This window comes from Acidicapsa acidisoli (genome assembly GCF_025685625.1).
GTDB classification, from domain to species: Bacteria; Acidobacteriota; Terriglobia; order Terriglobales; family Acidobacteriaceae; genus Acidicapsa; species Acidicapsa acidisoli.
On sequence record NZ_JAGSYI010000003.1, the window covers coordinates 813906 to 827994 of the forward strand.

Sequence of the window (14089 nt, forward strand, 5' to 3'; positions counted from 1 at the left end):
ACAATGGAAACAACAGTGTCTCAAATCCCAACGGCTTTCGGCATCCCCGAAACCGCCGCACATAGTAACCGTCCTTGCTCACCTGCACCCCGCGCGGCCAAACATCTATACTGAGGCCGTGCCTTCCGTTCCCCACTCAGCTTCCAAAGACACCGCCATCGACTGGTACACCTTCCTTGCGCGGCCTCGCTTGCCATCTCCAGCGCCCGCATCGCTTGCGCCACTCCGAGACACCTCCGTCCTCGTCACCGGAGCAGGCGGTTCCATAGGCTGCGCCCTTAGCCTCGAATTGGCCCGGCTGCAACCGCGGCAACTACTGCTCCTCGACGCCTCCGAACAAGCCCTCCATCGATTGCAGTCCTTGCTCGGCGCTTTCGTCTCCACGTCAAATTGTCATCTCATCCTTGGCAACATCGTTGATCTTCTTCTTCTCGAAGAGCTATTCGAAGCCCATCGACCCGACTTCATTTTTCACGCCGCCGCCCATAAGCACGTATCTCTCCTCGAAGGCCATCCCCTCGAAGCCATCGCCAACAACTCACTCGGCACCCTCACGCTGGCGCAGTGCGCAAAGCATTCCAGCCGCATAGTCCTTCTCTCCACCGACAAAGCCGTCACGCCCATCAGCATCCTCGGAGCAACCAAGCGCATCGCCGAACGAATCACACTAGCAAACAACGGAGTCGTCGTCCGCCTCGGCAACATTCTCGGTAGCGAAGGCAGCGTAAGCGAAACTTTCTTGCGTCAGATCCACACCGGCGGCCCAATTACAGTCACCGACCCCGAAGCACAACGCTACTTCCTCACCCTCGAAGAAGCAGTCGACATACTGCTCACCTCAGCCGTCGCCGCGCCAAGCGGAAGTACGCTCGTCCCTCTCCTCGCCCAACAAAACTCCGTAGCATCCCTCGCCGAGTTCCTCATCGCCGCATCGCCAAACGGCGTAAAGCCAGCCATAAAACACACCGGCCTGCACCCCGGCGAAAAGTTCCGCGAAGCTCTCTGGTCAGACAGCGAGCAACCGTTCCTAACCCAAAGACACGGCTACTTCGAGATCAACGAACCAATGCTCGACCACTCGTCGCTACGACAAGACCTGATACATCTCGCCGAAGTCGTGCAAATGCGCGACCTCCCACGCGCGATCGAGATCGTCCAGAAGCTGGTTCCCGACTACGACCCCAGCGAATCAATCATGCAGCGTATCCTAAACACGACTCAGCGAACATTGCAGCAAGAGACACAATCATGACCCGCCGCATCGCAGTCGTAACAACCTCACGCGCCGACTACAGCCACCTCTACTGGCCTCTCGTCGAACTGCAGCAACATCCTGAAGTCGAACTCGGCGTCATCGCGCTCGGCGCTCATCTCTCCCCGGAATTCGGCAGCACTATCCATGAAATTGAAAAAAATGGCTTCCCCATCCTCGCCCGCATCGAGTGCCTTCTCAGCTCCGATTCAGACACCGGCATGGCCAAGACCATCGGCCTCGCAACACTCAGCCTCGCCGACACGCTTACGGCATGGCGTCCCGATCTGCTGCTCCTCATCGCCGACCGATACGAGATGCTCGCGCCCGCATCCGTCGCGCTCGCCCTGCGCATCCCCATCGCCCACATCGAGGGCGGCGAAGTAAGCCAGGGAGCCATCGACGACGCCGTGCGCAACGCACTAACCAAGCTCGCGCACATCCACTTCACCTCCACCGCAACAGCTCGCAAGCGCGTGATTTCGATGGGTGAAGAGCCATGGCGCGTCCATCACGCCGGAGCGCCGTCGCTCGATCACCTGCGTCGCAGCACATTGCTGAGCCATCAGGCCATCGAGCAGCGCCTTAATATCCATCTGCAATCGCCAACCCTGCTCGTCGCCTACCATCCCGTAACCATCCACCGCGAAACCACACAGGAAGCAGAAGCTCTCTTCAACGCGTTGCAACAAGTGCAAGGCCAGATCCTCTTCGTCTATCCCAACTCTGACGCAGGCAGCCGCCAACTCATCGAGCGCACGCAAAGCTTTGCAGCCGTAAGACCCGATACGCATATCTTCGTCAATCTCGATGCCGTTACCTACTGGAGCCTCCTGCAATGCGTAGACGCGCTCGTCGGCAACTCCTCCAGCGGCATCATGGAAGCCGCGTCCTTCGCGCTCCCCACAGTCAACGTAGGCATGCGCCAGCAGGGCCGCGAACGCGCCCGCAATATTCTTGACGCAGCGCCCGAAACCACCGCGATCCTCGCCGCAATTGAACAGGCGCTCAGTCCCGCCTTTCGCGCATCCCTCGCAGGCATGACCAATCCCTATGGAGACGGCCACGCAGCCAAGCGCATTGTCCAGGTGCTCGCCAACGCGAACCTAGCCAATCTCCTGATCAAAGCTCCGGTGCCCATAACAAACATCGCAGAGGAACAATGAGCCTCCGCATACCGCTCTCATCACCCGACATCACAGAAGTAGAAATCGAAGCAGTAACCAGCGTCCTGCGCACCAACTCCCTCAGCCTCGGACCAAAGCTCGTCGAGTTCGAAGAAGCATTCGCAGCGTTCCACGGCGCGCCTCACGCCATCGCAGTAAGCTCCGGCACAGCCGCGTTGCATCTCGCCATCCGTGCTCTCAACATCGGCGTGGGCGACGAAGTCATCCTCCCATCCTTCACCTTCATCGCCGTCGCAAACGCAATCCGCTATGAAGGCGCAACGCCCGTCTTCGCCGACATCGATCCCATTACGCTGAACATCGACCACGTATCCGTCGAAGCAGCCATCACCACGCGCACCCGCGCCATCCTCGTAGTCCACACCTTCGGTATTCCCGCCGAAATGAACGCATTGATGCAGATCGCCAGCCGTCATCGACTCGCCATCATTGAAGACGCCTGCGAAGCCATCGGATCAACCTATAACGATAAGCTCGTCGGCACATTCGGAGACATAGCTGTCTTCGGCTTCTATCCCAACAAACAAATCACCACCGGCGAGGGCGGTGCAATGCTCGTCCGCGACACCCACTTAGCCAACCGCATCCGCGCCCTGCGCAACCAGGGCCGCTATCCCTCCGGCGACTGGCTTCAGCATGCCGAACTTGGCTATAACTATCGCCTCTCTGAAATCGCCTGCGCGCTCGGCATCGTGCAACTACGCCGTCTTCCCACAATCCTCGCACAGCGTACACGGGTCGCAAGTAGTTATCACGATCTGCTCGCACACCTCGACGGTATCCTTCTTCCACCGCTCTATCTTCAATCCCGCACCGTCAGCTGGTTCGTCTATATCGTTCGTCTCGCCGAACAATCCACATCCGCCGAACGCGACAAAGTTCTCGACGCATTGCTGCAAGCCGGCATCGGCTGCGCACGATACTTCGCGCCCATCCATCTCCAACCCGCCTACCAGCAACTTCCCGCCGCACAGCAGGCAAGGCTACCCGTAACAGAAGCCATTGCAGAACGCACTCTCGCGCTTCCCTTTTTCAATCAACTGTCATTCGCAGACGCAGCGCAAGTCGCAGACACACTCAAAGCCGCAATGGCCGCAATCACCGCTGATCGATAACACTCTGCACAAGGTCCGCAAGCTGCCGCGGCATAAACTGATTGCCCTCCAGATTCGCCGCCTGCTCCCGTTGCGATCCAGCACCACCGTATGCAGCGTATGCGTGATGAGCTCTTCGTTGTTCCAGAAATTCATCCCAAACATCGTGGCCACCCGATGAATCTCATCAACCGGCCCAGTCAGAAATGCCACACCTGCGCATCGTGCTGCCTCGTCCGAGTAACACCATCCGCCTTCACCTCGCCGCAGCTGCCAACTTTTTCGATCCAAGTTGATAAGTATGTCGATCAAGCCGTGTGTATTCGCTGGAAAATTCCTTGATCTCAAGGAACTGATCTTTTCCTACTGCGTTGAACTGCTGTCGGGTCTTCGTCGCAGGCCACCACACTTCGATACGAATGTTACTCGCGCCATGCCCCAGCCCGATAGCCTGCTCCATCGGATTCCCGCCGAAAGAACTCGTCTGGCCAACCGTGCGATAAATCGACCGCGTAGCGCCCTTATCATTCTCAACCGTAACTTTAATCTCCGCACCAATCGCCGCGCGATTACTCTTCACGCCGACAAGACGTACATTGATCCAGTCATTGCCATTCCCCGGATTGCGGAACAACCGCATCACATGCTTGTCCGCAGGCACAGCGCCTCCCATGTTTGCGACAATGTCCTGCTGCCCGTTTCGTTCCAGATCCGCAAAGGCAATGCCATGCCCCTTGTGTATCTCTCCCGTGCCGGAAACCGCCGTCACATCGACAAACCTCTTCCCCTCGACATTCTTTAAGAGCTCATGCGGCATTACAGAAACAAAGGAGGGATCGCCCATGCCAAGATACATGTCCAGATACCCATCATTGTCAATATCGCCAAAGTTCGAGCCCATCGGCAAGTACACCTTGTCCAATCCAACCTTCGCGGTCACATCCTCAAAAGTTCCGTCATGCATGTTCCGATACAGCTTCGGCGTCTCCACCGTAAACGGCATCCCAAGCGCGCTCCGCATAACTTCGTCCACCGAGCTGTAGTAGTCCGTCACAAATAAATCCGGCCATCCATCGTTGTCATAGTCAAAGAACCACGTCGCAAAGCTCTGAAACGGAGCCTGCACGCCGGCCTGCCGCGCGATTTCAGTAAACGTGTTGTCATGATTGTTGTGATAGAGAAAATTGGCGTCGCCCATATTCGAAACATAGAGGTCGACATATCCATCCCTGTCATAATCCGCGGCAACCACGCCCTTGCTGAATGAAGTCTTGTCGATTCCCGCCGCATGCGAGATATCCTCAAACGTACCGTCTCCTCGATTGTGAAATAACTGACTCGGCCCCTTCTCATTCGCAATAAACAAGTCGACATAGCCGTCATTATCGATATCCGCCCACACCGCAGACTGGCTCTCGCTCACGCTATCGCCTAACCCGCTCTGCTCCGTCACATCCGTAAATGTCCCGTCGCAGTTATTCCGCAACAGCGAACGTCGCATGGGAAACTCCCACCCGCCGCGCAACACCAGCAGATCCATACACCCGTCGTTGTTGTAATCAGCCTCCACAATATTGAGTCCACCCAATTGCCCCGTCAATCCAGCCTGCGCGGTGCGGTCGCTAAACGTACCGTCGCCATTGTTATGAAAAAACTGAAGCTGCTCACACATATCGTTGCTCGACGCGATCACGTCGAGCAGTCCATCATTATCGAAGTCATCCACAATGATCCCGCCCGAACTCTTGAACGCATTCAAGCCCGCACCCGGAGCCACATCCGTAAAGCGTCCAATCCCCTGCAAGCCGCCTTCCTTCGGAGCGAAGGCAACCTCTGGAACCAGGTACTTCACCGGCACCCCGGCCGGATACTGTCCCAGCGAAACATACGCGAGATTAAGCAGCCACTTCACCTCCATGTCATCCGGCTTCTGCTCGAGATAACTCTGAAAGTATTGAACCGCCAGCTTTGAATTTTCCTGCTTTTCAAAGTGCTCGTGCTTATCCATCGGCGGGAAGATATCGATGCTGCCCGAATTCCGGTACGCACCGTTCTCCATCTCCGCCAGATGCAGATAACTCACACCCAAGGTCTCCTGAAGATACGGCACCGATCCGGGAAAACTGGCCTGCGCAACCTTGTACGCGCTCTGCCATGCATCAATCGACTCCTGCATATCACCCCGATAAGCCCGCAGCGCAGCCAGCGCCGAGTACCCATCGATCAGGTCGCGCGGTGGCACCTCGCCTGCCGGTTGCGCCGCGGCTTGCGTGAGCAACTGCTCCATACTATGAATCGCCTCCTGCATGGACTTCCTGCGTATCTCGCACGGCACACTCAAGCTGCGTTCCCACCCCTGCGGCTTTGCATATTGCTCAAAGACGGTCTTGGCCTCGCCGTTCCCTGAAACCACAATGCTCTGGCGCACCGCATGTGCCGCGTGCATCGCGGCAAATCGCGTCTTATCCAGATCGGGCCGGTTAGGCGCCTTCGCAAAGACTGTCAAGACCGCGAACCCGCTCGGTATCCGCATCACATCGCTCAGTCCGCCTGGCTTCACTCCGCGCAGCCCATCGCGCAATTCAACCCGCAGCGCCTCTGGATTCATTCGCCCCATGTATCCACCCTCAACCGCCGTGGAGTCGATGGAGTTTTCTTTGGCGATCACGCCAAAATCCATCCCCGCCCGCAATGCCTTCAACGCCTCGCCAGCCTGCTCCTCCGTCTTCGTGACGATGATTCCAATCTCCTTCTCGTTCGAGCCTTGCGTCTGCTGCGCAAAACCAATCGTTGCTGTAACAAGGATCATCCAAAACGCAAACAGCGCGCGCACGGTTCTCTGATTCTTCCACGAGTGCAAATACATCGGGTTCTGAACAAGAAGCATCGGTTCCTCAGAGAATTCGGCGCAAAGATGAATGGAATCCGGGTACGCAGCGAAGGTTAGACAATCGCGGGATGCATTGTCCAGCGCCGAAAGATCGACAAGTGACGCTCCACGCTTTGTACCAGCTTGTTTGTCCAGGCTTGACACGCGCCAGCTACTTGGAGAGTCTTATCGCATGTGTCAACTTACCCGGAACACTCTCCAGCATCGCGTTTCACTGCTTGCCTTCCTGATTCTCATCCTGGCTGCGCCACTCGCACACGCTCTTGAGAAGCAACCTGTCTCCGTCTACCACACGCGGCGCGTAGCTCTCGCTGAGAAGCTGCAAGGCGGAGTTACAGTCCTGTTTGCGGCCGAAGAGCCATTGCTTGATTTCATGCCCTACCGCCAGGACGAAGACTTCTACTACCTCACCGGCTGGAACGAGCCCGGCGCTGCACTGATGATCGTGGCCGACGCACCAACAGCAGCTCAGCCGCGCAGCTATCATGAAGTGCTCTTCCTGCCGACGCGCAATCTGCGCATGGAAAAGTACACCGGAATCAAGCTGGACGCGGCCACGCCAAACGCTGCCAAGACAGCGGGCGTCGACGAAGTGCTGCCCATGACCGACCTGCCCATCCAGCTCAACAAGCTCATTTCAGCCGACCGACGCCTTGGATCCAACATCTGGACCCAGCCCGATGCCGCGCAGGCCAAGGCATTGATGGGATGGACCGCAGCAACACTGGGCGACGCGACCACACCTGCTGCGCACGACGTCACCAGTCTTACCATGCAACTGCGCGTTGTCAAAGACGCAGGCGAACTCGCGCTTCTAAAGAAAGCCGCCGACGCCTCCATCGCCGCGCAGCGAGTGATGATGCGCAGCACCAAACCCGGCGTCACCGAGCGCGCCATCGCCGGCAAGATCCTTGCGAAGCTCATGGAAGACGGCTGCGAACGTCCATCCTATGCGCCAATCGTAGGCGCAGGCATCAACTCCACTACGCTGCACTACTCCGACAACTCAGCCACGCTTGCCGACGGCGATATCATGGTCGTCGACGCAGCCGGCGAATACAGCATGTACGCCTCCGACATCACGCGCACCGTTCCCGTAAACGGGCACTTCACCGCCCGCCAGCGCGAGGTCTACGACGTCGTCCTCGGCGCGCAGCGCGCAGCCGCCGCAGCCTTCGTCGCCGGCAAGTCCACCATCAACGACCCCTACCATCGCGACCCCAACTCCCTCGACACCGTCGCCTGGAACTACATAAACACCCACGGCAAAGGACTGCATGGCGAGCCGCTTTCCGATTACTGGATCCACGGGCTCGGCCACATGGTCGGCATCAACGTGCACGATCCCTCCAATTATCCCGCAGTGCTCAAACCCGGCATGGTCTTCACCATCGAGCCTGGTGTCTACATCCCTGAGGAGAAGATCGGCGTTCGAATTGAAGATGTATTCGTCGTCGGAGAAGACGGCAAACTCATCGATCTCATCGCATCGCTTCCGCACACCGCCGACGACGTGGAAGCGGCAATGCGGTCCGACAACAAGTGAGCGGAAGCATGTTCTTTGAGGATGAAACCGCCCCCGGGTCATTCGAATCCAGCCCAATCGAGCCCTTGCAGCGCGCCTTTCGTGACCAGCTTTTAAGCTGCCTCGAAGAGTGCGCCGCAGGGCGTTGCGGCTTATTCTCCGACTACGAACACCTGACCGAAGAATCTGCCCCAAACAAGGCATGGCCAGAAGCAGCACGCCTCCGCGAACTGGCCTTCGCATTGCAATCCGTCCTCGCGCAATCCGGCGAATCCGACCAGCTCTGCGATCAGTTCCTCGATCTCTGTTCCATTCACGGCGAGAGCGATCCCGGCGAGCCAAGACTGGCGCGAGCCTTTCTGAACGAAATCGAAGGGCGCAACTAATTCGATGCTGATCCTTCGAGCATTCCTCGCCCTGCTGTCCGGCTTCGTTTCCATGGCTGTGCTTGTCGGCGTAGCAACCGCCGTATTGATGAAGTTAGCGCCAGCATGGGTTGGCACGCCGGGAAATCCGCGCCCCGCATATATCGTTGTCAACCTCTGCTATTCCCTCGCCGCGGCCGCAGTCGGCGGATATGTGACCGCTTGGGCCGCGCAAGACAATCCCCTGTACCACGCACTCGCGCTGGCCATCATTGTGTTGTTATTGAGCGCATTGAGTGCGTTGCAACAGCGAGGCAAGCAACCGATCTGGTATCAATTGCTCTTAATCGCAATCACGCCCGTCGGAGTACTTCTCGGCGGTCTGCTGCGATTGAAAGTCGCGGGAATCTAACATCGTCATGGAATAAAAAGAAAAGCCCACCCGCTCGGAACGGGTGGGCCATCGAAAAGAATAGCCCGCAGCTTACCAGCGAACTCCAAACGTGACAGGAAGAAGCTCCGTCGTACCCAAGCCATCCGTGCTCCCGATCCCAGGCGTATTCAGCCATAGATAGCGCACTTCTGCATAGGCCTTCAGGTTGTTGTCGCTGCCCAGCTTGTGCGTAATGCCAACGCCTACATTGAGGCCGCCCTGATTGCTGGAGAAGTGACTGACAACTACATTTTCAGTACCGATCGTGCAGAAGTAGAAGCATTCCTCCACGGCTTCCGGATCGGTGAAGCTCGTAACCTTGCGATAGAATCCGCCGCCGCCCGTGACATAGACACTATTCTTGCGGTTGGGCAGCAGATCGATCACCGGATCGAGCGTCAGTGACCAGATATGCGCGTGGCCGCCCTGTGCGCCCGCGTCTGCAATCAATCCGCCAGGCAGTTTGTCGTCCATGAATTGATACTCGGCAAGCAGACTCACTCGCTTGCTGAATTTGTATCCGCCACCTACCGTGAAGTTACCGCCCCATGTAATGAATGGCTGATCGTTACCAATCGGCGCATTGAATCCACCGCCGGCTTCAAAAGCCAGACGGCTCGTCAAACTGTGATCATGGTAGCCATACGATCCGCTCGCCTGACCGCCCGCAGCGGCAAGCGAAGGAGAAGGTATAGGAGCTGCGAGATCGGAGTTATCCGCAATAAGGGATTGAGTGGAACTTGCAAACTGATCGGGGGATTGTGCGCTGGCTGTCGCCATTGAAAAAGCTGCAAAGGTAAAGGCCAATGCTGCGACAGGAGCGCAGATCATCGCGCGCCGCCGAAGCGGCGAAACACTGCGTATAGACATAGATGGACCTCAAATTGAATTCGTTGAATTCGCTTGCTTGCAAGAGTCGTGCATTGCTCCCGCTAATGGGTTAGACACGAACTATTGGGAAGAGTTGCTCATCGTTACCAGAATGTGAAAAGGGCCAGCGCTCGCGCCAGCCCTCGCAGCTCACTGATTCTCCGGGTTCTCTGTCAATTTTAGTTAAGCGGATAGAGCTTGATATTGCGAAAATAGACCTCCGCGCCTTCCGATTGAAACAGTATTTTCCCGCTGGATGGAAATGCGTCAGTTCCTTCATTAGCGAGCTTGCCGTTCACGTATTGCTTCACGTGCCCATCCTGATTCACCAGTTCGACCACGTTCCATTGGCCGTGCGGCTTTTCCACTTCGTTCACCGGGTCGCGATAGCCGACCTCGTTCTTCCACGGCCCTTTATTGAAGCGGTCGATCTTCTTCGCACTGCCATCCGGCCCGGTCACGCGCACTCCATCCTTGCCGGTAAGAGCAGCACCATCCGTCATCCAGAAATCGCCAGTACATCCTTCATTGATCTGAAACTCCACCGAGCGCGGCCACACCTTATCCGGTCCCTGAATGTTGTAAAGAATGCCGCTGTCTCTTGCCTGTCCGGCACGCGGCGCAAACGTGCCCTCGCCCCATTTGAACTCCGCGCGCAGATAGTAGTTCTTGTAATCCTGCTTGGTAATGATGTAGCCCATCTCCTTGCCCGAAACGTGAATCATCCCCTTCTCAACCGTAAAGATATGTCCAGGATCGGAATTCAGCCCAGTGCTCTTGATAAATGTGTTGAACTGGTTCAGGTCCTTGCCATCAAACAGAACCTCCTCAGGTCCATGTTTAGGTATGTCCTTGGCCCCTGCTCCCGCAAACGCCGAAGACGAGAGCCCAATCAAAGCTGCAATTACGAGATATCTATCAACCCGCATATCTACTCCATTCTCCCATCCATTATTTAATTCAACAGAAAAGCCCATCCGAAAATGGGCTTTCCTGTTGCATCCAAACTAGCATAGAACCCGCATCAGCCCTGAATATCGAACTGCTCCGGATGTAGCGTCGCATCGCTCTTGACCAGCACATTCTTGGCCGCCAGGTCTTCCAGCTCTGTCAGCCATTTCGCATTGTTGGCCTTCAGCGCCTTCGCCGTCTCCGGATTCACGCGCAGCAACACTTCGCTCTGATCGAAATGCTTCCGCATCTTGCGCATTTCGATGTAGATCTCGTTAGCCACCGTAGCAGCGCTCTTTACCATGCCAGTTGCCTGGCAGACTGGGCAAGGCACAGAGAGCGTCCGCTCTAGCGACTGCTTCACCCGCTTGCGCGTAATCGCCACGAGTCCGAAATCGTTAAACTGCAGCACCTTCGTCGGAGCGCGATCCTGCTTGAGCGCCTCTTCCAGCGCCGCCATTACACGCGTCCGATTCTTGCGCTCATCCATATCGATGAAGTCGATTACGATGATGCCGCCCAGATCACGCAGCCGGATCTGCCGCACAATCTCCGGAATCGCATCCAGATTGGTCTTCAGAATCGTGTCTTCCAGCCGCGCCGTCTTGCCCACGAACTTGCCGGTGTTGATATCGATCGCCACCAGCGCTTCAGTCTGGTTGATGACAATGGAACCGCCGCTCTTGAGCCAGACCTTCGAGCGGAGCGCCTTCGAAATCTCATCCTGAATGCCGAAGTGCTCAAATAGCGGCACTTCCTTCGTATACAGCTTCACGCGCCGCACCAGTTCCGGCGAGAAGCGGTTCAGGAAGCGAACGATCCGCTCATAATCGGCTTCCGAATCGACCCAGATATGCGAGAAGTTGTCGCTGATCTGGTCGCGCAAAATCCGCTCAATCAGGTTCAGATCGTGATAAATCAACGCCGGCGGCTTCGAACTGTCCGCGCGCTGCTTGATATCCGCCCACAGATTAATCAGGAAACGCAAATCCGCGCGAAGCTCCTCTTCCGTAGCTCCCTCCGCGGCCGTGCGAACGATGAATCCGCCCGTTGCGTCTCCCTTTTCGCTCACCAGCACCCGCTTCAGCCGCTGCCGCTCCTCGTCCGAAGCGATCTTGCGGCTCACACCAACGTGGCTCACCGTGGGCATGAAAACCAGGAAGCGCCCCGGAAGCGCGATGTGGCTCGTGATACGCGCACCCTTCTTGGCAATCGGTTCCTTGGCAATCTGCACCAGAATTTCCTGCCCCGGCTTCAACAAATCGCTGATAATCGGCAGATCCGAAGTCTGCGCCGATCGCCTCGACTGTCCCGGCGATCCCGAACCGCCGCGACGGCTGTCACTTCCGCCCGATCCGCCATTGCGTCCACGACGACCGCGCCCGCCCCGCTCTCCTGACCGTTCACCAGTCCGTTCACGCCCCGGCGCACCCGCAGGCGCAGCCCCGCGTCCGCCAGCCGGAGCGCCTATCGCGTCGTCCTCATCCTCGTCCGGATCAGACTCATCCTCATCCACCGACTCAAGCTGGATGCGATGATCCAGGTGCGCCTCTTGCAACATCTCGCCCAGAGCTCCCGAGCGAATCTGCTGCTGCAGCGTCTCCTCTTCCAGCTCTTCAAGATCGTGTTCGTCGCCGTGATGCGCCTTGAGCGGAGTAAATTCGTACTCCTCTTCCTCGATGACTTCTTCTTCCACCAGGCCTTCGCCCGGCGCATAGGCAGAAACCGTCGGCACAGTCCTCGGTGCCGGAACAGCAGCCGAAACAGGGGCCGCAACCTCCGGCTCCTCTTCCTTCTTGCGTCCGCCAAAGAGATCCTTCAGCCGGAAACTGCTCGGCGGCAGCGGATCGACATTGTGACTGGCCGAAGCATCGTGAATTTCCTCGTGCTCAATCTCTGCCGCTGCTTCCGGCTCATGCGCCGCGAGATGCTCATCCTGTGCGGAAACTTCTGCGACAGGCTCGGCCACAGCTTCCACTTCCGCGGGAACGGCAACCGCGTGCTCCTCCGATTCCTCATGCACCGCCTCCGGAACAGCTTCCGCAGCAGTTTCATACAGAGGCAGCACTTCCTCTTCGAATTCCTCAAATTCCTGATGCGAATGATGCACCGGCGCCGACGAGATTTCCTCCGAAAACTCAAAGGTCGCAGGCTCCGCCACAACACCCTCGTGCGAAATGGCCTCGCGGCCCTCGGCGGATTCCTCAGTATGGTGTGCAGCAAAAACACCCGTCGGCTCCGCATCCACCGTGGCAGACGGCGTAGTTTCCGGCGACTGCGCGGCTTGCCGATGCTTCGCGATAGACTCGCCAGGGAACAATCCCTTGCCATCCCAGACAATCTCATCCTCGACCAGCGTCGACGGCTTCGCGACCGTGCGCTCCGGCAGCGGATCGGAGGTATCCGGCGGCAATTCGCTGAGAATCAGCCGGCTCGGCGCGGGCTTTTGAATCTCAGCCGCCCCATACTTCGAAAGCGATTCGCCCGGCAGCAGAAATGGCGTCGAAGGCGCAGCCGGACGTGGTTCCGCTGCTACCGGCGCTTCGGGATGCGCTGCCGCAGCTCCGTAAGACTGCTCCAGCGACTGCGAAGCCGAAGCTTCAAAGTGCAACGCCGGAGCCTCGGTCTCTTCCAATTCGATCTCGTTCGATTCCGCTTGGCTCTCCGGAGCGCCAGCCTGCCCGGCATCTTCCCGGCCACGGCCGCCACGCCGGCGACGCCGGCCGCGCCAGCGACGCGCGCCCTGTTCATCGGTCTCGTCCTGCTGCCCTACTGCATCCGCAACCGAAGCCGGAATTACAGAGGACTCGATAGGGGCAGAAGGAACCGGAACCACCGGAAACTGCCCCTGCGGCTCAGCTTCTACGGGAGCTTGACGGCCATCCCGTCCATCCCGGCGCGGGCGCTGTTCCCGGTCCCCATTGCGATCCCCGCGCTGCTGTGCCTGCACAGGCGCTGGCTGCTGCCGAACCGTATTTCCCTGCGAAGCCGCTCGCTCTACCTCGTCCGTATCTTCCTGGTCTTCCATCTCCAGAAAGTCCGTAACGTAGAGAAACGCATCCCGCTCTAGGCCAATGTCCACAAATGCGGACTGCATGCCTGGCAAAACCCTTGTTACGCGGCCCTTGTAAACCGAACCCGCGAGTGTATATTCATTCTCCCGCTCGTAGTAAATCTCTGCGAGCTGATCATCTTCCAGAATCGCAAGCCGCGTTTCGTGCGGCGTACTGGAAATACAAATTTCCTTGGCCATGTTGCCTTTCTGTCCCACGGCATAAGCCTGCTGGAACCTGCGGCAAGGCCGACTGCGTCACACGAGCGGAAAACTGTTCCAGCTCGAAAGCACCGAATAGGAGGGGAGAAGTTGGAGGAAGCTGTTCGGGAAGATTTCCGGGCCACGTTAACCGAGGCGCTGGAGAAGAACCATTTGTACCGGCCTCATCGTCGAGGAACCCGCACGCGGTGTTCAAGGATACCCATTCACAGCAACTACTGAAGCTCAGAGAGTTTGTGGCCAACTCG

Annotated in this window: 10 protein-coding genes; 6 read left to right on the forward strand and 4 right to left on the reverse strand. The window is 57.8% G+C overall.

Annotation, left to right across the window (positions count from 1 at the left end):
* Positions 1 to 118 precede the first annotated feature (118 nt).
* From OHL23_RS21250 to OHL23_RS21260, 3 genes are read left to right on the forward strand one after another with little or no spacing between them, the layout of a single operon-like run.
* The gene (locus OHL23_RS21250; protein WP_263353971.1) at positions 119 to 1252 is read left to right on the forward strand and encodes a polysaccharide biosynthesis protein; all 1134 of its coding nucleotides are present in this window, start codon (positions 119 to 121) and stop codon (positions 1250 to 1252) included.
* Entirely contained in the window at positions 1249 to 2418 is a 1170-nt protein-coding gene (gene neuC / locus OHL23_RS21255; RefSeq protein WP_263353972.1) for a UDP-N-acetylglucosamine 2-epimerase, read from the forward strand. Before OHL23_RS21250 ends, neuC begins: the two co-directional genes overlap by 4 nt.
* A complete protein-coding gene (locus tag OHL23_RS21260; RefSeq protein WP_263353973.1) occupies positions 2415 to 3554 on the forward strand; it encodes a DegT/DnrJ/EryC1/StrS family aminotransferase in 1140 nt (379 codons plus the stop codon). The genes neuC and OHL23_RS21260 overlap by 4 nt, the downstream gene beginning before the upstream one ends.
* 235 nt (positions 3555 to 3789) lie before the next feature.
* Here OHL23_RS21260 and OHL23_RS21265 read toward each other — a convergent pair whose 3' ends face one another.
* Positions 3790 to 6420 carry an FG-GAP-like repeat-containing protein gene (locus OHL23_RS21265; RefSeq protein WP_263353974.1) on the reverse strand — a complete coding sequence of 877 codons (2631 nt, stop codon included), beginning with the start codon at positions 6418 to 6420 and terminating at the stop codon, positions 3790 to 3792.
* A gap of 175 nt (positions 6421 to 6595) precedes the next feature.
* On the opposite strand from OHL23_RS21265, the gene OHL23_RS21270 reads away from it, so the two are divergent.
* From OHL23_RS21270 to OHL23_RS21280, 3 genes are read left to right on the forward strand one after another with little or no spacing between them, the layout of a single operon-like run.
* The gene (locus tag OHL23_RS21270) at positions 6596 to 7969 is read left to right on the forward strand and encodes an aminopeptidase P N-terminal domain-containing protein (RefSeq protein WP_263353975.1); all 1374 of its coding nucleotides are present in this window, start codon (positions 6596 to 6598) and stop codon (positions 7967 to 7969) included.
* Entirely contained in the window at positions 7966 to 8334 is a 369-nt protein-coding gene (locus tag OHL23_RS21275) for a hypothetical protein (RefSeq protein WP_263353976.1), read from the forward strand. The genes OHL23_RS21270 and OHL23_RS21275 overlap by 4 nt, the downstream gene beginning before the upstream one ends.
* 4 nt (positions 8335 to 8338) lie before the next feature.
* A complete protein-coding gene (locus OHL23_RS21280; RefSeq protein WP_263353977.1) occupies positions 8339 to 8725 on the forward strand; it encodes a hypothetical protein in 387 nt (128 codons plus the stop codon).
* Positions 8726 to 8797: 72 nt separating this feature from the next.
* On the opposite strand, the gene OHL23_RS21285 is transcribed toward OHL23_RS21280, so the two are convergent.
* From OHL23_RS21285 to OHL23_RS21295, 3 genes are all read right to left on the reverse strand, one after another.
* Positions 8798 to 9616, reverse strand: a complete 819-nt coding sequence (locus OHL23_RS21285) for a porin family protein (RefSeq protein ID WP_263353978.1) — start codon at positions 9614 to 9616, stop codon at positions 8798 to 8800.
* A 179-nt stretch (positions 9617 to 9795) separates the two neighbouring features.
* Entirely contained in the window at positions 9796 to 10545 is a 750-nt protein-coding gene (locus OHL23_RS21290; protein ID WP_263353979.1) for a 3-keto-disaccharide hydrolase, read from the reverse strand.
* A 95-nt stretch (positions 10546 to 10640) separates the two neighbouring features.
* Positions 10641 to 13820: an Rne/Rng family ribonuclease gene (locus tag OHL23_RS21295; RefSeq protein ID WP_263353980.1), complete on the reverse strand. Its 3180-nt coding sequence runs from the start codon at positions 13818 to 13820 to the stop codon at positions 10641 to 10643.
* Positions 13821 to 14089: the final 269 nt, after the last annotated feature.